21 protein-coding genes are annotated in these 18,356 nt (G+C 66.4%); 12 read left to right on the top strand and 9 right to left on the bottom strand.

Annotation, left to right across the window (positions count from 1 at the left end; translation table 11 throughout):
• Position 1: 1 nt before the first annotated feature.
• Entirely contained in the window at positions 2-706 is a 705-nt protein-coding gene (locus BLT66_RS19165; RefSeq protein WP_092760110.1) for a DUF4197 domain-containing protein, read from the bottom strand.
• Between the two features lie 14 nt (positions 707-720).
• Between BLT66_RS19165 and BLT66_RS19170 the strand changes: the two genes are divergently transcribed.
• Positions 721-1,224 (top strand): TlpA disulfide reductase family protein, encoded by a 504-nt coding sequence (locus BLT66_RS19170; protein WP_092760112.1) that lies wholly within the window; start codon positions 721-723, stop codon positions 1,222-1,224.
• Between the two features lie 93 nt (positions 1,225-1,317).
• On the opposite strand, the gene BLT66_RS19175 is transcribed toward BLT66_RS19170, so the two are convergent.
• Positions 1,318-1,773, bottom strand: a complete 456-nt coding sequence (locus BLT66_RS19175) for a c-type cytochrome (protein ID WP_176955107.1) — start codon at positions 1,771-1,773, stop codon at positions 1,318-1,320.
• A gap of 91 nt (positions 1,774-1,864) precedes the next feature.
• On the opposite strand from BLT66_RS19175, the gene BLT66_RS19180 reads away from it, so the two are divergent.
• The 5 genes from BLT66_RS19180 (at position 1,865) to BLT66_RS19200 (ending at position 6,407) form a co-directional block, all read left to right on the top strand.
• Positions 1,865-2,533, top strand: a complete 669-nt coding sequence (locus BLT66_RS19180; RefSeq protein WP_092760114.1) for a cytochrome b/b6 domain-containing protein — start codon at positions 1,865-1,867, stop codon at positions 2,531-2,533.
• A gap of 6 nt (positions 2,534-2,539) precedes the next feature.
• A complete protein-coding gene (locus tag BLT66_RS19185) occupies positions 2,540-3,055 on the top strand; it encodes a GNAT family N-acetyltransferase (protein WP_369821618.1) in 516 nt (171 codons plus the stop codon).
• A 101-nt stretch (positions 3,056-3,156) separates the two neighbouring features.
• A complete protein-coding gene (locus BLT66_RS19190; RefSeq protein WP_092760116.1) occupies positions 3,157-3,756 on the top strand; it encodes a methylamine utilization protein in 600 nt (199 codons plus the stop codon).
• Positions 3,753-6,122 (top strand): putative bifunctional diguanylate cyclase/phosphodiesterase, encoded by a 2,370-nt coding sequence (locus tag BLT66_RS19195; protein ID WP_092760118.1) that lies wholly within the window; start codon positions 3,753-3,755, stop codon positions 6,120-6,122. Before BLT66_RS19190 ends, BLT66_RS19195 begins: the two co-directional genes overlap by 4 nt.
• A gap of 66 nt (positions 6,123-6,188) precedes the next feature.
• Positions 6,189-6,407 (top strand): hypothetical protein, encoded by a 219-nt coding sequence (locus BLT66_RS19200; RefSeq protein ID WP_092760120.1) that lies wholly within the window; start codon positions 6,189-6,191, stop codon positions 6,405-6,407.
• Between the two features lie 75 nt (positions 6,408-6,482).
• Here the strand turns inward: BLT66_RS19200 and BLT66_RS19205 are convergent, their stop codons facing one another.
• Positions 6,483-7,427 carry a DMT family transporter gene (locus BLT66_RS19205; RefSeq protein WP_092760122.1) on the bottom strand — a complete coding sequence of 315 codons (945 nt, stop codon included), beginning with the start codon at positions 7,425-7,427 and terminating at the stop codon, positions 6,483-6,485.
• A gap of 87 nt (positions 7,428-7,514) precedes the next feature.
• Between BLT66_RS19205 and BLT66_RS19210 the strand changes: the two genes are divergently transcribed.
• From BLT66_RS19210 to BLT66_RS19220, 3 genes are all read left to right on the top strand, one after another.
• Complete coding sequence (locus BLT66_RS19210; RefSeq protein ID WP_092760124.1) at positions 7,515-8,141, top strand: LysE family translocator; 627 nt, start codon at positions 7,515-7,517, stop codon at positions 8,139-8,141.
• Positions 8,142-8,263: 122 nt separating this feature from the next.
• Complete coding sequence (locus BLT66_RS19215; protein WP_092760126.1) at positions 8,264-9,193, top strand: ABC transporter substrate-binding protein; 930 nt, start codon at positions 8,264-8,266, stop codon at positions 9,191-9,193.
• Complete coding sequence (locus BLT66_RS19220) at positions 9,190-10,542, top strand: LLM class flavin-dependent oxidoreductase (RefSeq protein ID WP_255407010.1); 1,353 nt, start codon at positions 9,190-9,192, stop codon at positions 10,540-10,542. Before BLT66_RS19215 ends, BLT66_RS19220 begins: the two co-directional genes overlap by 4 nt.
• Positions 10,543-10,610: 68 nt before the next feature.
• Here BLT66_RS19220 and BLT66_RS19225 read toward each other — a convergent pair whose 3' ends face one another.
• From BLT66_RS19225 to BLT66_RS19240, 4 genes are read right to left on the bottom strand one after another with little or no spacing between them, the layout of a single operon-like run.
• The gene (locus tag BLT66_RS19225) at positions 10,611-12,053 is read right to left on the bottom strand and encodes a diguanylate cyclase domain-containing protein (protein ID WP_092760679.1); all 1,443 of its coding nucleotides are present in this window, start codon (positions 12,051-12,053) and stop codon (positions 10,611-10,613) included.
• Between the two features lie 49 nt (positions 12,054-12,102).
• Complete coding sequence (locus tag BLT66_RS19230) at positions 12,103-12,513, bottom strand: DUF6691 family protein (protein ID WP_092760128.1); 411 nt, start codon at positions 12,511-12,513, stop codon at positions 12,103-12,105.
• A gap of 10 nt (positions 12,514-12,523) precedes the next feature.
• A complete protein-coding gene (locus BLT66_RS19235) occupies positions 12,524-12,958 on the bottom strand; it encodes a YeeE/YedE family protein (protein ID WP_092760130.1) in 435 nt (144 codons plus the stop codon).
• Positions 12,955-13,281 (bottom strand): ArsR/SmtB family transcription factor, encoded by a 327-nt coding sequence (locus tag BLT66_RS19240; protein WP_092760132.1) that lies wholly within the window; start codon positions 13,279-13,281, stop codon positions 12,955-12,957. The genes BLT66_RS19235 and BLT66_RS19240 overlap by 4 nt, the downstream gene beginning before the upstream one ends.
• Positions 13,282-13,479: 198 nt before the next feature.
• Here BLT66_RS19240 and BLT66_RS19245 point away from each other — a divergent pair, with 198 nt between their 5' ends.
• On the top strand, positions 13,480-14,331 hold the full coding sequence (locus tag BLT66_RS19245; RefSeq protein ID WP_092760134.1) for a DMT family transporter: 852 nt from the start codon (positions 13,480-13,482) through the stop codon (positions 14,329-14,331).
• Positions 14,332-14,374: 43 nt separating this feature from the next.
• The gene (locus BLT66_RS19250; RefSeq protein ID WP_092760136.1) at positions 14,375-15,754 is read left to right on the top strand and encodes an MFS transporter; all 1,380 of its coding nucleotides are present in this window, start codon (positions 14,375-14,377) and stop codon (positions 15,752-15,754) included.
• A gap of 14 nt (positions 15,755-15,768) precedes the next feature.
• Here the strand turns inward: BLT66_RS19250 and BLT66_RS19255 are convergent, their stop codons facing one another.
• On the bottom strand, positions 15,769-16,419 hold the full coding sequence (locus BLT66_RS19255) for a DsbA family protein (RefSeq protein ID WP_092760138.1): 651 nt from the start codon (positions 16,417-16,419) through the stop codon (positions 15,769-15,771).
• 125 nt (positions 16,420-16,544) lie between these two features.
• On the opposite strand from BLT66_RS19255, the gene BLT66_RS19260 reads away from it, so the two are divergent.
• Positions 16,545-17,435: a LysR family transcriptional regulator gene (locus BLT66_RS19260; protein ID WP_092760140.1), complete on the top strand. Its 891-nt coding sequence runs from the start codon at positions 16,545-16,547 to the stop codon at positions 17,433-17,435.
• Between the two features lie 54 nt (positions 17,436-17,489).
• Here the strand turns inward: BLT66_RS19260 and BLT66_RS19265 are convergent, their stop codons facing one another.
• Positions 17,490-17,867, bottom strand: coding sequence for a PH domain-containing protein (locus BLT66_RS19265; protein ID WP_092760142.1), 378 nt, complete (start codon positions 17,865-17,867; stop codon positions 17,490-17,492).
• Positions 17,868-18,356 lie beyond the last annotated feature (489 nt).

Consider the following 18,356-nt stretch of genomic DNA (forward strand, 5'->3'; position numbering starts at 1 on the left):
CTCAAAAGGACGCGCCGAACACCTTTTTCAGCACCGCGCTGCCGGTACCGATCGGGTCCTGGCGGATGTTCTTCTCTTGCTCGCCGATCATCAGGTACAGGCCGTCCAGGGTTTTGTGGGTGATGTAGTCCTGGATAGAAGCGTCTTCCTTCTTGATCAGGCCCAGGCCCGCGGCCTTGCCGGCCAGCTGGTTGTACTGGGCGGCCGCGCCCACGCGCTCGGTGGCCTGGGTGACCACCGGCAGGAACTTGCCGAACAGCGGGGTGCGGGTTTTCTCGGCGAAGAAGTTGGTCATGGCGTTTTCGCCGCCGCTGAGGATGTTCTTCGCGTCGTTGAAGTTCATGCTCTTCACCGCGCCCACCAGCGCATCCTTGGCCAGCGGCACGGCGGCTTCGGCGGCACGGTTCATGCTGGTCACCAGCTCGTCGACGCGCTTGCCCTGGCCGAGTTTTTTCAGCCATTTGGCCGCGTCTTCCAGGTAGCCGGGCAAGGGGATGCGAACTTTTTCGTTGCCCAGGAATCCATCTGTCTTCCCGAGCAGGCCGACGGCGGCCAGCGCGGATTTCTCCAGCGCGGTCTTCAGGCCCTGGTTAGCTTCCTTGTCGCTCAGGTCGGCCAGCGACAGGGCATGCACCTGCTGCGCGGTAGACCACAACAGCAGGCCGAGTGCAGAAACCGAGGCGGAATTAAAATGACGGCGATACATGGGCAACCTTTGAAATGAAAAAAACATTTATTGCAGCCAGCGCAGCAGTTCTGCTAGCCGTGGGTTCGGGTGCCTATTATCTGGTGGCCCATAGCAACAATGCCGCCCCCATGGCCACTTATGTGCTGCTCGACGGCAGCCAGAAGAGCACGGCCGATTTCAAGGGCCGGGTCACCCTGGTGAACTTCTGGGCCACCAGCTGCACCACCTGCGTGGCCGAGATGCCCAAGATCATCGCCACCTACGACAAATACCATGCCCAGGGCTTCGACACGCTGGCCGTGGCCATGGCCTATGATCCGCCGAGCTATGTGGTGAACTACGCGCAGACCCGCAAGCTGCCGTTCCAGGTGGCCATCGACAACACCGGAGCCGCCGCCACGGCCTGGGGCCCGGTGCAGCTGACGCCGACCACCTTTCTGGTCAACAAGCGTGGCGAAATCGTCAAGCGCTTCATCGGCGAGCCCGACTTTGCCGAACTGCACCGCATGATCGAAAAGCTGCTGGCCGAGGCCTGAACGCACACAAGGCCTATTTCCAGTAAGAAATAGGCCTCTGGCGCAGATGTTGCCCGCGCAGGCAGCTATCCATTCAATAGCAAATCAACTGTTCTACCTGGCGCGGAACGCGTCGTGGCAGGACTTGCAGTTGCCGCCTACCGCACCGAAAGCGGTCTTCACGTTGTCCAGATTGCCAGTTTTTGTGGCGGCCAGCAGCTTGGCACTGTCGGCCTGCAGCTTGTCGCCGTGTTCCTTGAACTTGGCGGCATCGGTCCAGATTTCGGGCAAGGCCTTGGTATTGCCGCCCTTGTCGGTGCCCGGCATATAGGCGGTCCAGGGCAGCTGGGCCAGGGTGGCCACCACTTCGGCGTTTTCGGTGGCGACTTTGGCGTCGAACGGCACCCGGCCCTGCACCATGGCGCCGATGCGGCCCGCATGCTGCGACATCACAAACATCACGCTCTGGCGGTATTTGATGGCGTCCTCGGGCTTGGCAAACTGGGCCGCTGCCGGGCCGGCCAGGGCCAGCGCGGACGCGGCCAGAACAAATGAAGCAATCCGTTTCATGGTGGGCAGTCTTTCGTGGGTTAATATTTTTGGAAAACCAGCGCGGCCCACTGTAGCCTTAGCGCAGCCGTTTTGCACCAAGGATTTCACGATGAAGATGCACAGAGTACGGGTTTGGGATTTGCCGACGCGGATCTTCCACTGGGTACTGGCCTGCGCGGTCGTGGGCCTGCTGGTGACCGGCACCATTGGCGGCGCCACCATGGTTTGGCACTTCCGGCTCGGCTATACGGTGCTGAGCCTGTTGCTGTTTCGCATCGTATGGGGGCTGGTCGGCGGGCGCTGGTCGCGCTTTGCGGCCTTCATCTACGCGCCGCGCACCATCTGGCGCTACCTGCGCGGCCAGGGCCTGCCCGCGCATTCGGTGGGCCATAACCCGCTGGGCGCGGGCTCGGTGTTTGCGCTGCTGGGCTTTTTGCTGGCCCAAGTGGGCACCGGCCTGCTCAGCGACGACGAGATCGCCGCCGCTGGGCCGCTGACCCGATTCGTCTCCAACGACACGGTCAGCCTGGCCAGCTGGTACCACGCCGAGGTCGGTAAAACCGTGCTGATCGTGTTGGTGCTGCTGCATCTGGCGGCCATCGCGTTCTATGCCTGGAAAAGAAAGCAGAACTTGGTCACACCCATGCTGCTAGGCGACAAATTGCTGGCTACGCCCCAGCCGGCCTCGCGCGACGACGCGGTGACGCGCACTGTCGCGCTGCTGGTATTTGGGCTGTGCGTGGCGGCGGTGGCCTGGGTGGTCAGCCTGGGGGGCTAAACTGGCATGGTGTCTTCCGCCTCCAAGCCCGTTGTGAATGCTCCCGTGATCGAACTCGTTTCGCCGACCCAGGCGGAGGAGTTGGACGCGACCCGCGCCATCTTCCAAGAATATGCGCGCCAGCTGGGGGTCGACCTGTGCTTCCAGTCGTTCGACGAAGAGCTGGCCAGCTTACCCGGCGAGTACGCGGCGCCGCGCGGCGCGCTGCTGCTGGCCCTGGTCGATGGCGAGCTGGCCGGCTGCTGCGCGCTGCGCCCGCTGGACAGCGCGGACTACGCGAATGCCAGCGAGATGAAGCGCCTGTTCGTGCGCAAGGCCTTCCGCGGCTTTGGCCTGGGCCGCCAGCTGGCCGAGGCCGCGCTGGACGCCGCCCGTGCTGCTGGCTATAGCTGCGTGCTGCTCGATACGCTGGACGACATGGAGGCCGCCCGCACCCTCTACGAAGAGCTGGGCTTTGCCGAGGTGCCGCCCTACTACCACAACCCGATTCCCGGCGCGCACTACCTGAAGGCAGATATTTAGCGTTGGCGCGCTGCGCTGCAGAGCGGTCGTATTAATATGTGGACGCCGAGCCTGGCCCGGTAGCCGCCCCTTTTTACCCTGCCTCCGATTGCCCTAACTCCATGCGTCTGCCTATCCTGTTGACCGCCCTGCTGTGTGTGGCAGCCCCCGCCGGGGCGGCGACCATGCAGGTCCAGGTGCAGGACGGTGGTGGCCAGCCGCTGGCCGGTGCTGTGGTGTTTCTGGAGTCGCGCGAGGCCCAGGCCGCGGCCAAGCCCCTGCAGGGCGTGGAGGTGGCGCAGGCCAACAAGCAGTTCGACCCGCAGGTGCGGGTGGTCACCGTCGGCAGTTCGGTGCAGTTCCCGAACCGCGACGCGGTGCGCCACCACGTGTATTCCTTTTCGCCCACCAAGACCTTCGAGCTCAAGTTGTACGCGGGCACCACCGCCAACCCGGTGGTGTTCGACAAGCCCGGCATCGCCGTGCTGGGCTGCAACATCCACGACAAGATGGTGGCCTGGATCGTGGTCGTCGACACCCCGTACTTCGGCCGCAGCGGCGCCGATGGCAAGCTCAGCCTGGACAACGTGCCGCCCGGCAACTACCGGCTGCGCGTCTGGCATGCCAACATGGCGGTAGGCGCGCCGGCGCTGGACCAGCCGCTGGCGCTGGCAGCGGCCGGCGGTGCGGCCACTGTGCGGGTGGCCGGACTGGCTCCATGAGACTGCACTTGTTGAGCCGGCTGGGGGTAGGGCGCTGGCGCCTGTCGACCCGCATCGTGGCGCTCTCGCTGTTGCTGTTGTTGCTGGTCCAGACCGCCGGCCTGCTGGTGGTGCGGGCCAGCATAGAGCGCAATGCGCGCGAGCAGATCCGCCACGAACTGCAGCTGGGCGACCGCGTGTGGCGCCGCCTGCTCGACCAGAACGCCGAAAAGCTGCGCCAGGGCGCGGGCTTGCTGACCGGCGACTTCGGCTTTCGCGCAGCGGTCAATTCCGACGACATCGAAACCATACGCTCCGCGTTGGACAACCAGGGCGCCCGCATAGGCGCCACCGTCACCGCCTTGCTGGACAACCAGATGGCGCTGCGGGCCCTCAACGACACGCCGGACAACCCGGCCCTGACCGCAGCCATCGCCGAGATCACCGTGCCGCTGGCCCGCAGCGAGCTGGGGGGCACGGTGGCGCTGGTCGGCAATACCCCGTACCAGTTCGTGATGGTGCCGCTGCGCGCGCCGCTGGTCATCGGCTGGGTGCTGATGGGCTTCCCCATCGACCAGACCCTGGCCAACGACATGCTGACTTTGTCGGGCCTGCACGTGGCCATGCTCACCCAGGCCAGGGGCCAGCCGGCGCAGATCGGTCTGTCCACCTTGCCCGATGCCAGCCTGCAGGCGCTGCAAAGCGCTGGCGGCGCGGTTACCGAGCTGGACAACGACGGCGACACCCTGGTCACCCGGCATGTCGACCTGCAGGCCGTGGGCGGCGGGGTGCAGACCCTGCTGCTGCGCTCGCTGAACGAGGTGGTGGCGCCGTTCCAGCAGGTGCAGCTGGTGCTGCTGGTGATCACCGTGCTGGGCCTGTTGCTGTTCGGCCTGGGCAGCACCTGGGCCGCGCGCCGCGTGACCACGCCGCTGAGCGCGCTGGTGCAGGGCGCCGAGCGCCTGGGCCGCGGCGAATACGACCAGCCGGTGCAATACACCTGGCGGCAGGACGAGATCGGCGACCTGGCGAATGCCTTCGACCGGATGCGCAAGAACATCGCCATCAGCCGCAACGAGATCCAGCAGCTGGCCTACTGGGACCGACTGACCCGCTTGCCGAACCGGTTGCGCTTTCGCGATACCGTCAAGGAAACCATACTCCAGCGCCGCAACGATGCCGAGGCGCAGCCGCTGGCCGTCATCACCCTGAACCTGGACCGCTTCAAGCACGTCAACGACATCCTCGGCTACGCGCTGGGCGACCGCCTGCTGATGGCCGTGGCCGAGCGCCTGCTGCTACGCATGGACGACGGTGCGCTGGTGGCCCGGCTGGGTGGCGACGAGTTCTCGGTGGTGCTGTTCAACGCCAATGCGGACCAGGCCATGGAGGCGGCCAAGACCATCGCCAATGCGTTCGAAGCCCCGCTGAGCTTCGACGACCAGACCGTCGACCTGAGCGCCAGCCTGGGCGTGGCCTGCTGGCCGCAGCACGCCACCGACGTGGACAGCCTGCTGGGCCGGGCCGAGGTGGCGATGTACATCGCCAAGCGCAAGGCCACGGTGTTCGAGCTGTATGACCCGGCGCTCGACTCGTCCAGCAAGCAGACCTTGTCGCTTCTGTCCGAGCTGCGCTATGCGGTGGAACACCACGAGCTGCGGCTGTTCCTGCAGCCCAAGATCGCGCTGGACAGCGGCCGGGTCATCGCCGCCGAAGCCCTGGTGCGCTGGCAGCACCCGGTGCGCGGCCTGGTGCCGCCCGATGCCTTTATCCCGTTTGCCGAGCAGACCGGCTTTGTGCGCCAGCTGACCCTGTGGATGTTCGACGAAGCCGCGCGCCAGTGGGCCGACCTGCAGCAGCCCGGCCTGCCGCTGCGCATGTCCATCAACCTGTCGACCCGCGACCTGCTGGACCTGGACTTTCCGGCCCGGCTCGATGCGCTGCTGGACAAGCACCAGGTGGCGCCCGACGGCTTCTGCCTGGAGATCACCGAAAGCGCCATCATGGACGACCCGCTGCGCGCCGAGGGCACCCTGAAGCGCCTGTCGGACCGCGGCTTCAAGCTGTCGATCGACGACTTCGGCACCGGCTACTCGTCGCTGGCCTACCTCAAGCGCCTGCCGGTGGACGAGCTGAAGATCGACAAATCCTTTGTGATGGGCATGGAGAGCGACCCCGACGACGCCAAGATCGTCCGCTCCACCATCGACCTGGCGCACAACATGGGCCTGAGCGTGGTGGCCGAGGGCGTGGAAAACGCCGCTATCTGGAACCTGCTGCGCGAACAGAGCTGCGACGAAGCCCAGGGCTACTACATGAGCCGGCCGTTGCCGGTGGACGGCTTCAAGGCCTGGCGCCAGCGCTGGGCCGAACGAGCCGAGGCTTGAGCCGTTGCCAGCCGGTGCAGAATGCGCGCAACAGCATCCGACTTACAACCCTGGAAATTCCCCTTCATGAACTCTCTCAAACTCGTCGCCGTGGTCCTGATTGCCGCCGGCGTACTCGCCCTGGTCTACGGCGGCTTCAGCTACACCAAGGAAACCACCGCGGTGAAGCTCGGCCCGCTGGAGCTGTCGGTGAAAGAAAAAGAAACCGTCAACGTGCCGCTGTGGGCCGGCGTCGGCGCCATCGTGGTGGGGGGCTTGCTGCTGGTGGTCGGCGGCAAGAAGTAAAACTGCTTTTGCTATCTAAAACGTAGCTGCTGGTGCAGGTACTACCTGCGCCAAAGGCCTAAAAGGCTTGCATATTCAGGCCGGCAGCTGCTGCGTCTGCACGGCGGGCTGGCGGTTCACCAGCACGATGCCAGTGCCGACCAGCGCCATCGCCGCCAGCAACCCGGCCGACAACGGCTCGCCCAGCCACCAGGCGCCAAACAGCAGCGCGAACACCGGCGTCAGGAACACGAACACCGACATCCGCGTGGCCGGGTAGTGGGCCAGCATCCACATCCAGGCCAGGTAGCTGACAAAGCCGCCGACCAGCGCCTGCAGCAGCAGCGAGCCGGCGGCGAAGGCGCTGAAGTCCAGGGTCCAGGCCTCGCCCAGCGCCCAGGACACCACCGGCAGCACGGCCGCGCTCACGCCCACCTGGTAGAGCAGCTGTTTTTCGGGCGCTACGCGGGCGAACGAGGTGGTGCGTATCACCACCGTGGTCAGTCCCCACATCAGCCCCGCCAGCAGACCCAGCGCATCGCCGAACCAGCCCAGCGGGTAGGCGCTGCCCGCGGGATGGCTGAACAGGCCTTCGCCCATGGCCAGCGCCATGCCGGCAAACGCGCAGCCCAGGCCCAGCCATTGCCAGCCGCGCAGCCGCTCGCCGGGTACAAAGCGCGGCAACAGCAGCGCCACCCAGAACGGCGCGCTGTACAGGAACACCGTCAACCGCGAGGCCAGCGTGTATTGCAGCCCTGCATGGATGCAGGCAAATTCGGCGGCGAACAGCGCGCCGGCCAGCAGCCCGAAGCGCCAGGCCCCGGCCGGCTCGCTGCCCAGCCCCAGGCGCACGCCGCGCCAGCGGCACCAGGTGGCCACCGCCAGGCTGGACACGGCAAAGCGCAGGCAGGCCTGGAACACCGGTGGCACCTCGGCCATGGTGGCTTTGACCAGCACCTGCTGGAAGCCCCAGAACATGCAGCAGGCCAGCAGCAGGGCGATGGCGAAGGGGTCGAGATGGCTTTTGCGGGGGGTGGGCATGGTCCATTATCGGGGCCGCCCCGGGGCGCATAATTTGCCCGCGCCGACACTTTGCCGCGGAGTTGCGCCACTTTTCAAAAGGGTTTTATGCCGTCTCTGGATACCTGCATCGCTTTCTTTGGCCTGTCCCTGGTGCTAGGCTTTACGCCCGGCCCAGACAATATTTTTGTGCTGATGCAGTCGGCCACGCAGGGCCGCAAGGCGGGGTTTGTGGTGACCCTGGGCCTGTGTGCGGGCCTGGTGGTGCATACCCTGGCGGTGGCGCTCGGCCTGGCGGCGGTGTTTGCCGCATCGGCCACCGCCTTCACCGTGCTCAAGGTGCTGGGTGCTACCTATTTGGCCTACCTGGCCTGGCAGGCGTTCCGCGCGCCGGTCGGGCCGCTGGCCCTGCAGACCGATCAGCAGCCCAGCCTGTTGCGCATGTTTGTGCGCGGCTGGGTGATGAACCTGACCAATCCCAAGGTGGTGTTCTTCTTCCTGGCGCTGCTGCCACAGTTCGTCCATGCCGAGCGCGGCGCGATTGCGTTGCAGCTGTGCGTGCTGGGCGGCATCTTCATCGCTGCCACCCTGGTGGCGTTCGGCACGATCACCTACTTCGCGGCGGCGGTCAGCAGCGGGCTGCGCAGCTCGGCGTTGGCGCAGCGCTGGCTGAACCGGGTGGCGGGCACGGTGTTCCTGGGCATGGCGGCGCGGCTGGCGTTGGCCGAACGCTAGTCTGCTATTGAAGAAAAGCCTGCAAGGCTGAAATCCGCATATGGATATCCGCAGGCCTTCGTTGCCGGCGGCGGGTGGGGGTGCTGGAATGCGGGGTTGTTTTCTACACCCTCTGCCATTCCATGAAGCGCTTTATTTCTTTTGCCACCCGGGCCCTGGGCCTGGGCCTGCTTGCCGCCGCGGCCACCGCCGCCCTGGCCCAACCTGTGACCCTGCGCGTAGGCGACCAGCGTGGCAATGCCCGCGCGGTGATGGAGGCCGCCGGCGTGCTGCAAAACCTGCCGTACAAGGTGGAGTGGAGCGAGTTCCCGAACGCCGCGCCCCTGCTGGAAGCCTTGCGCGCTGACGCCATCGACGCCGGCTCGGTGGGCGACGCACCGCTGACCTTTGCCGCCGCCGCCGGCCTGCAGGCCAAGGCCATTTTTGCCTCGTCCTACGACGGCAATGCGGTGCTGGTGGCGAATGCCGCGCCCTACAAGAGCATCGCCGACCTGAAGGGCAAGCGCATCGCCGTGGTCAAGGGCTCATCCGGCCATAACCTGCTGCTGCAGGTGCTGACCAAGGCCGGGCTGAGCCCGGATGCGGTGACCCTGGCCTTCCTGGCACCGTCCGAAGCTACGCTGGCCCTGACCCAGGGCTCGGTGGACGCGGTGGTGACCTGGGAGCCCTATGTGTCGTTCGCCACGCAGAAGTCTGGCGCGCGCATCTTGGTCGACGGCAAGAGCTACCCCGCGGTGTCGTACTTCGTGGCCTCCGACAAGGCCATCAAGGACAAGAAGGATGCGCTGAAGGACTTCGTGGCGCGCAACGCCCAGGCCCGCACCTGGGGCCAGACCCATGTCGAGCCCTATTCCAAGCAAATCGCCAAGCTGGTCGGCATTCCCGAAGACGTGGCCCTGGCCAAGCAACGCCGTGAAGGCCATGCACCGCTGAAGATCGACGACAGCATTCTGCGTCTGCAGCAGGCCACGGTCGACCTGTACGTGGCCTCCGGCCTGATCCCCAAGCGCCTGGAAGCGCAGCAACTGCTCGACACCTCGTTCAATCCATGAGCGCGGCCGGCGACGGCCGCCAGATGCATCTTGCGCTGTATCTGAGCGAGGTCGGCAGCCAGCTCGGCGCCTGGCGCCATTCGCTGGCCGGCAGCACCGCGCCGCTGGACTGGCGCTTCTACAAAGACATGGCGCAGCAGGCCGAAGCCGCCTGCCTGGACATGATTTTCCTGGCCGATAAATTGTCGGTCGACGACGTGTATGGCGGCGACTTCGCGGCCACCGTCAGCGCGCGCGCGCTGCCCCAGCATGCCGAGCCGCTGAGCGTGATGGCCTCGCTGGTCGGCGCGACTTCGCAGATCGGCCTGGCCGCCACCGTGTCGGCCACCTACAGCCAGCCCTACACGACGGCCCGCATGCTGGCCACCATCGACCATTTGAGCGGCGGCCGGGTTGGCTGGAACGTGGTCACCTCGGTCAGCGACGGCGAGGCGCGCAACTACGGCCAGGCCCAGCACCTGGGCCACGACCCGCGCTACGACAAGGCGCAGGAGTTCGTCGCCCTGGTAAAAAAGCTCTGGGACAGCTGGGAGGACGACTGGCTGGTCCGCGACCGCGCCAACGGCATTTACGGCGACCCCAGCAAGCTGCACCGCGTGGACCACGACGGCGCCTGGTTCCAGGTGCGTGGCCCGCTGAATGTGCCGCGGCCACCGCAAGGGCATCCGGTGCAGATCCAGGCCGGCGTGTCGAGCAACTTCGAGCGTACCGCGCTGGAGCAGGCCGAGGTGATTTTTGCGGTGCAACCCACGCTGGAGAAAGCCCGCGATTTCTACGCGCGTTTCAAGCAGCAGCTGCAGACCGTGGGCCGCAGCCCCGACAGCCTGAAGGTGCTGCCCGGCATCGTGCCCATTGTCGGCCAGACCCGGCAAGACGCGCTGGACCTGCAGCGCGAGCTGAACGACAGCGTGCTGCCCCAGGCTGCGCTGACCTTCATGTCGGCCAGCATGAACCACGACCTGGCGCAGTACGAACTGCACGCCCCAGTGCCCGACATTGCCGCGCGCATCACCGGCAGCAAAGGGCGCTTCCAGGCGGTGTTGCAAAAGGCCTTGGACGAGAAACTGACCCTGGCCCAGCTGGGCGTGTGGTACGCGCAAAGCCTGTCGTTCTTTGCACCCATTGGCACGGCCGAAGAGGTGGCCGACCAGTTGATCACCTGGCACAGCGAACGCGCTTGCGACGGCTTTGTGGTGCTGCCGGCCATCATGCCGCTGGGCGCCAACGACTTTTTGCAGCAGGTGGTGCCGGTGCTGCAGCAGCGCGGCGCTTTCCGCACCGGGTACCCGGGCAGCACCCTGCGCGAGACCCTGGGCCTGCAGGTGCCGGCGAACCAGTTTGCTACTTAAAACATAGCTGGTAGCGCAGATACAGGCTGCGCAGAAGGCCTAAAAGACTGCGATACTTCTACCGGTTGTTAGTCGGCCTGCGCTGCCGTGTCGCGCACCGCCAAGGGCGCCATGCTGGCCGTGCCCTTGCCGTTGCGCTTGCTTTCATACAAGGCCTGGTCGGCGCGGTCCATCAGATTGGGCAGGCTCTCTACCGTGCCGCCCAGGAAGATCGCCACGCCGATGCTGGCGCCCATGGACACATGCTCGCCGTTGTCCAGCCCCACGGGGGTGAGCATGGTTTGCAGCACCTTGTGCGCCACCTCCATCGCCGCCTCGGGCGACGACACCGCATTCAGCACCAGCGCAAATTCGTCGCCACCGATGCGGGCCGCCGTGTCATTGGCACGGGCCAGGCCCTGCAAGCGCTGGCCCACGCGCGCCAGCACCTGGTCGCCACTGCGGTGCCCCAGGCTGTCGTTGACCGGTTTGAAGCCATCCAGGTCGATCAGCAGCAAGGCACCCGGGCGGTGGTCGCGGTGCGCCGTCAGCACCGCCTGCGACAAGCGGTCTTCAAACAGGCGGCGGTTGGGCAGGCCGGTCAAACGGTCGTGGCTGGCCAGCGCCAGCACCTGCTGGTGCGCACGCATCAGGCGCGCACCCAGCAAGCCCAGCAGCACCGCAAAGGCGTACGACAGCCACACCACCAGCGTGGGGGCGCTACCGGCGGCACGCCAACCACCGTTGGGCACGGCCCCCAGCAGCCAGCTACCGCCGCCGGGCAGGGGCACCTCCAGCGTGACCGGGTTTGCATCGAACAGATCCGCGTGCCCCAAAAACACCGCACCGCCGGCACCGGTGGCGTCCTTGCCGCGTGCCGCCACCTGGAAGCCCATCTGGTCGGTCGTCAGGCCCACGTCGGCGAACAAGGTGTCGGCGTTCATCGTCAGCGACACGATGCCCCAGTACGCGGGCTCGGGGTTGTGCTTGCCGTCCAGCACCGGCGGCAGGAACACCGGCGTGCGGCTGGTAATGCCCAGCCCGCCCTGCACCAGTTGGATCGGCCCGGCCACCACGGTGCGGCGGGTCTGGATGGCGCGTTCCACCGCACCGCGCTGCTGCGGGTTGTCCATGTAGCGCAGGCCCAGGGCTTTCTCGTTGCCCAGGCGCGGATAAATGTCGGTAATGACGTTGTCGGGCGCCAGGGCCAGGTTGCGGATATTGCGCTGGCGCTCCAGCAGGCGCCCCACCACGGTGGCAAAAATGTCGGGCGGCATACGCCCCTGCGCAGCCACAAATGCGGCCACGGTTTCTGGAACCGACAGGGTGCTCTGCAGCTGCCGGTCCATGCGGTCGCGGATCTGCAGCAAATGGTTTTGTGCCTGCACCGCGATTTCGGCCCGCGCCTTGGTGTGCGAGATGTTGATCACCACCCAGGCCAGCGAGGTGGCCAGGGCCATGCCGACAACGCCTACGATCAGCGGCAAATAGCGGTAGCGAATCCAGTTGGCAGGAAGACGGTTGGAGGGCATCTGGCGTGGCGTGGTCAAAACCCGAGTTTATTCACCATCGAGGCGGGCGCTAGCGGCGTTCCAGCCACTCGAACAAACCCATGCCCGCCAGCATCGCGGCCACGAACACCAGCGCCTTGCCCGCGCCCATCCCCAAACCCACCAGCGCCGGCCCCGGGCAGAAGCCGGCGACGCCCCAGCCCACGCCAAACAGCAAGCTGCCGATGACCAGGCGGCAGTCGATCCGGCGGGCGCTGGGCAGCTGCATGGGTGCGCCCAGCAGGGAGTGGCTGCGCCGCCGGGCCAGGGCAAAAGCTACGGCGGCCACGGCGATGGCACCGGCCATCACAAACGCCAGCGACGGGTCCCACACGCCGGCAACATCCAGAAAACCCAGCACCTTGGCAGGGTTCGCCATGCCGGAGACGATCAGGCCCAGGCCAAACACCAGGCCCGAGAGCAAAGAGGCAAAAACAAGCATCGTGGACTCCTCAGGCGACTAGCAGGTGGCGCAGCACGAACACCGTGGCAAAGCCCGCGGCCATGAAAGCGGCCGTAGCCACCATGGAGCGCGGCGACAGGCGCGACAGCCCGCATACGCCGTGCCCGCTGGTGCAGCCCGCGCCATAGCGCGTGCCCACGCCCACCAGCAGCCCGGCAGCCACCAGCGTGCCGTAGCCGGCGTCGATCTGCAGCACCGGCAGCGCCGCGAACAGCCCATAGGCCAGCGGTGCACCCACCAGCCCACCCACAAACGCCAGCCGCCAAGCCACATCGCCCCGGCGTGGCACCAGCAGCCCGCCCAACACGCCGCTGATGCCGGCAATCCGCCCGTTCAGCAGCACGAACAGCGCTGCGGCCAGGCCGATCAACGCACCGCCGCCCAGCGCAGCCAGCGGGGTGAAATGGTTCCAGTCCAGGGTCATTGCGCCTCCTTGGGGCAGTACAGGCGGTACAGCAGCGCCAGGATGTCCAGCATCGCCGGGTCGGCCACGCTGTAGTAAATTTTCTTGCCGTCGCGGCGCGGCGTGATCACGCCCTCGTTGCGCAGCACACCCAGCTGCTGCGACAAGGTGGGCTGGCGGATGTCCAGCTGCAGCTCCAGGTCGCCCACGCACATCTCGCCTTGCGACAGCTGGCACAGCAGCAGCAAACGGTCTTCATTGGCCAACACTTTCATGGCAGCCACCGCATGGTGGGCCGCACCGCGCAGGGTTTCGGGGTTGATGGTCTGGGCGGCTTTGGGCATGCGATGGGGTTCACCTTTCAATATATCAATTTATATAATATCTGAAAAAAGAGTGTGGCCGCCGGCCAGGTGCTGCCTTGCTGCTTGCGGTGCTATATAAAAAATAGCTGCTAGCGCAGATGCTGATTGCGCTGGATGCCGAAAAGACTAAGATGGTGCGATCCCGCGACCGGGCGCTACACGCCTTGGAGGCAACGCATGTCCCTTACCCGCACCCTGGTTTACACGGCCTTGGCGATGCTGGCATTTGCCGGGAATTCACTGCTCTGCCGGGTGGCGCTGAAGCACACCAGCCTGGATGCTGCCAGCTTTACCAGCATCCGGCTGGTATCCGGCGCGCTGGTGCTGTGCTTGCTGGTACGCATGCGCCGCCCAGGTACGCCGGTGGGCGGCAACTGGCTATCGGCCGGGGCGCTGTTTGCGTATGCGGCAGGCTTCTCGTTTGCCTATCTGCGTTTATCCGCTGCCACCGGGGCGCTGCTGCTGTTTGGCGCGGTGCAGGCCACGATGATCGGCCACGGCGTCTGGGCCGGCGAGCGTCTGCGGCCACTGCAATGGGCGGGGCTGCTGGTCACTCTGGGCGGACTGGTAGGCCTGCTGCTGCCTGGCTTGTCCGCGCCACCGCTGCCCAGCGCGCTGCTGATGCTGGGCGCGGGTGTGGCCTGGGGCATGTACTCGCTGCGTGGTAAGGGTGCTGGCGACCCGCTGGCCGTGACGGCCGGCAATTTCTTGCGCGCGGCCCCGTTGGCGCTGGCCGTAAGCGTGCTGCTCTATCCCGCCATCTCGCTGGACTCTGCGGGCCTGCGGTACGCGGTGGCCTCGGGGGCGTTGACCTCGGGCATCGGCTATGCGATCTGGTACAGCGCCTTGCCCCAGCTGCCATCCACGGCGGCCGCCACCGTGCAGCTCAGCGTGCCGGTGCTGGCGGCGCTGGGCGGCATTGTGTTCCTGGGCGAGACCGCCAGCCTGCGCTTGCTGCTGGCGTCGGTGGCCGTGCTCGGCGGCATCGCGCTGGTGATCTGGCAGAAGCAGCGCGCGGCTGCAGATTAACCCCGCAGCCGCGGCGGCCCGCCATCCCGGGTACATTTTTTCGATGCCCGAATTGACCACTCCGCCTCTCAGCGCCAACCCCTCGCATGAATTCCAAACCCGTGAATGGCTGGCCCTGGTGGCGATCCTGCTGGGGGTGGTGCTGAGCGCGCTGGACACCGCGATTGCCAACACCGCGCTGCCGGCCATTGCCGCCGACTTGCAGGCACCGCCCGCCACCTCGGTCTGGGTGATCAACGCCTACCAACTGGCGGTGGTGGCCAGCCTGCTGCCGTTTGCCGCGCTGGGCGACCTGTGGGGGCCGCGGCGGATTTTCATCGGCGGGCTGGCCTTCTTTACCGCCGCATCGCTGCTGTGCGCGTTGGCCACCACCTTGCCGCTGCTGGCCGGCGCCCGCGCGCTGCAAGGCATAGGCGCGGGCGCGGTGATGAGCGTCAACATCGCCCTGATCCGCCAGCTGTACCCGCCGTCGCGTCTGGGCCGCGGCGTGGGGCTGAACGCGCTGGTGGTGGGCATAGGCTTCACCCTGGGCCCGGCCGTGGCATCGCTGGTGTTGTCGGTGGCGTCCTGGCCCTGGCTGTTCGCCATCAATGTGCCGCTGGGCCTGCTGGCGATCGCCTTTGCCGTGCCCACGCTGCAGCGCAGCCCGCGCCGCGGCCATGGTTTCGACCCGGCCACCGCGCTGCTGACAGCGCTGACTTTTGCCGCGCTGATCCTGGCGTTGGGGGCTGCCGCGCAGCGCGAAGCCTGGCTGCTGGTGCTGCTGCCGCTGGGAGTGGCGCTACTGGCCGGCGGGCTGCTGCTGCGGCGCCAGGCCGGCCATCCCGCGCCCATGTTGCCGGTGGACCTGCTGCGCCGCCCGATGTTCGCGCTGTCCACCATCACCGCCATGGCGGCGTTTGCCGCGCAAGGCCTGGCTTTTGTGTCGCTGCCGTTTTACTTTGAGGCCGTGCTGCACCGCAACCCGGTGGATACCGGTTTCCTGATGATGTCCTGGCCGGTGATCGTGGCCCTGGCCGCGCCGTTTGCCGGCCGGCTGTCGGACCGCCATCCGCCCGGCCTGCTCGGTGGCGTGGGCCTGAGCCTACTGACCCTGGGCCTGGCCTCGCTGGCCCTGCTGCCCGCCGAGCCGCAGACCTGGGACATCGTGCTGCGCATGGCGGTCTGCGGTGCGGGCTTTGGCTTCTTCCAGTCGCCGAACCTCAAGGCGCTGATGTCCAGCGCGCCACCCGAGCGCAGCGGCGGCGCCAGCGGCGTGATCGGCATGGCCCGGCTGCTCGGCCAGACCACCGGCGCGGCCTTGGTGGCCCTGTGCTTCGGCTTGGCCGGCGTGTACGGCTCTACCGTGGCGCTGGCCCTGGGTGCGGGCTTTGCAGGCCTGGCGGCGGTGGCCAGCTTTGCGCGGCTGTGGGCCGCGCACTGAGGCGCCGCAGGGCGCTATTGATCAGCCGCTTTTAGCTCGGCCAGCAACGGGCTCAGGTCGCCATACAGCGCGCCGCTGCGCAGCAGGCGTCGGCCGGCGGCGTCCGACACGATCACTGTGGGCACGCCTTGCGCGCCGAAGGCCCGCATATCGGCCCGGGCCTGGTCCAGGCGGGCTTGCATGGCGGTTTGCAATGCGTCGTCCGGGGCGATCAAACGCGCTGCCGCTGCGCCCAGTCCTAGCGACTGCAACACTTCTGCCAGCACGGCCACCGTACTGGTGTCGCGCCCTTCGACGTAGCGGGCCTGCTGGATGGCCTGCAGTGCGTCCAGCTCGCGCTCCGGCGCCGTCAGGGCCACGGCGGTCAGCGTCAGCGTTGCCGGGCCGGAGTCGAACATCGCCTGCTGCTGGCCCAGTACCTTGTCGCGGTACTGCTGGCTGAACGGCTGGCCGGTCAGTTGCTGGATGCGCTGGTCGTTGCTCCAGGCATAGGCAGCAAACTGCGCGTCCATGCGGCGCGCGCCCTGGCCTGCAAACAGGCCGGTGGGCGCCAGGGTAACGGCCACGCCAGGCAATTCGCTCAGCGTGCGCAGGCAGGGTGCGGCGGCATAGCACCAGCCGCACAGCGGGTCGAACAAATAGGTGATCTGGGTGGTGGCTTGCATATCAGTTCCTGTGGGTTAGCACCGTGTTGCCCTCGGCGCAGATGGAGTAACAGCAGTGTATTTGCACCAACCGGTCAAATAAACCCCTTAAACTGGGCTTATCTATTGCATAAATCGGGCAAACCATGGACAGACTGACCGCCATGCAGGTGTTTACCGAGGTCGCCACCAGCGGCAGTTTCAGCGCCGCCGCCGACAAGCTGGACATGTCGCGCGCCATGGTCACGCGCTACGTGGCCGAGCTGGAGCAGTGGCTGAATGCGCGGCTGCTGCAGCGCACCACCCGCAGCGTCACCTTGACCGACGCCGGCGAGCACTGCCTGCGCCGCAGCCAGCAGATGCTGGCGCTGATGCAGGACGTGGAGGAAGAAACCGCCAGCACCGAGGGCGCGCTGCGCGGCCAGCTGCGCCTGACCTGCAGCATGTCGCTAGGCTACGCGCAGATGGCTGCGGCGATCACCGACTTTCTGGCGCTACACCCGCAGCTGAAGATCGATCTGGACGTCAGCGAGGGCTCGGTGAACCTGGTCGAAAAGCGCATCGACCTGGCGATCCGCATCAGCAGCGAGCCCGACCCGATGCTGGTGTCGCGCCCGCTGGCGCGCTGCGATTCGCTGCTGGTGGCCTCGCCCGCCTACCTGGCCGCACACGGCACGCCCCAGGCCCCGGCCGAGCTGGCCCGGCACCGTTGTTTGAGCTACGCCAACTTCGGCAAAAGCGTGTGGCAGCTGGAGCGGAATGGCGAGACCGCCAGGGTCAGCGTCACCAGCCATTTCAGCGCCAACGAAGCCACCACCTTGCTGCAGGCCGCGCTGGCCGGCGGTGGCATTGCGCTGCAGCCCACATACTTGGCGAACCCGTTGTTGCGCAGCGGACAGCTGCAAGTGGTGTTGCCCGAGTGGACCTTGCCGGCGATGACCATCCACGCGCTCTACCCGTCGCGCCGGCATTTGTCGCCGGCCGTGCGGGCCTTGCTGGATTTTTTGGTGGGGCGGTTTGCGGGGGTGGCTTGGTGAGGGGGTAAAGACGATGGGTTTTAGGGGCAGGGGAAGTCCGCTGCGCACCCAAACCTATTTGAGGACATAGCTCGCGAGCACTGCTTGCACTTCATAAATGCTGAGCTTCTTGTTGAACTGTTTCTGGATCGGCGCAGGAGTGCCGGTAATCCATATCTTCAGTTCGGCATCGAGATCGAAGGTGCCGCCTGTTTCGATACTGAAATGCGTAATGCTCCTGTAGGGAATCGAGTGGTATTCCACCTTGCTGCCGGTCAAGCCTTGTTTGTCCACCAGCACGAAGCGCTTGTTGGTGAAGACAAAGTAGTCACGAACCAGTTGGTATGCATGTTCAACCACTTCCCCGGGGGCCAGGATTTGACCGAACTCCGTTTGAATTTTCATCGCGTCCATCTTTGACGCATTGCCCATCAGGCCGTCGAGTAATCCCATGAACTTCCTATTGGTAAAAATGTAGTGTGGTGCGTGTGCTTACGGCAGCGGTGTGGACCGCGCGCAGGCCACTATAGCCCGGTGTTTGCGCCACCTGCGCTGCTGGCCGGGATATGCGCCCGGCGGCGCAACCAGAGGGGGACCCCGGGGAGCGGGATCGGTGGCGCAAAGCGCCACATCGCGCCTAGGGCGCGAGGCGGTTGCAGCCCGGCGTAGCCGGGCTGGGTATTGGTTGTTTGGCTGTCCGTACCCTAGGCCGTGTGGCGTCGGCGAGTAGCGCAGGGCTGAGCGGATGAGGGCTGGCGTTGTTTGAGCGAAGCGAGTTTAGCCAGACCCCGCTCAGACCGAGCAACGCAGTGTGCCCGGAGCGCAGCGCAGGGACGACGACTTCGGCTCGCCCTTTCTTTGGTGACTTTCTTTCGGCGAAGCGAAAGAAAGTTACTGCGCCGCCGGGCGCACACCCCGGCCAGGGAAGCGTGAGACACCATC

Origin of the sequence: Rhodoferax sp. OV413 (assembly GCF_900104385.1) — a bacterium.
Taxonomy (GTDB): Bacteria; Pseudomonadota; Gammaproteobacteria; order Burkholderiales; family Burkholderiaceae_C; genus Rhodoferax_B.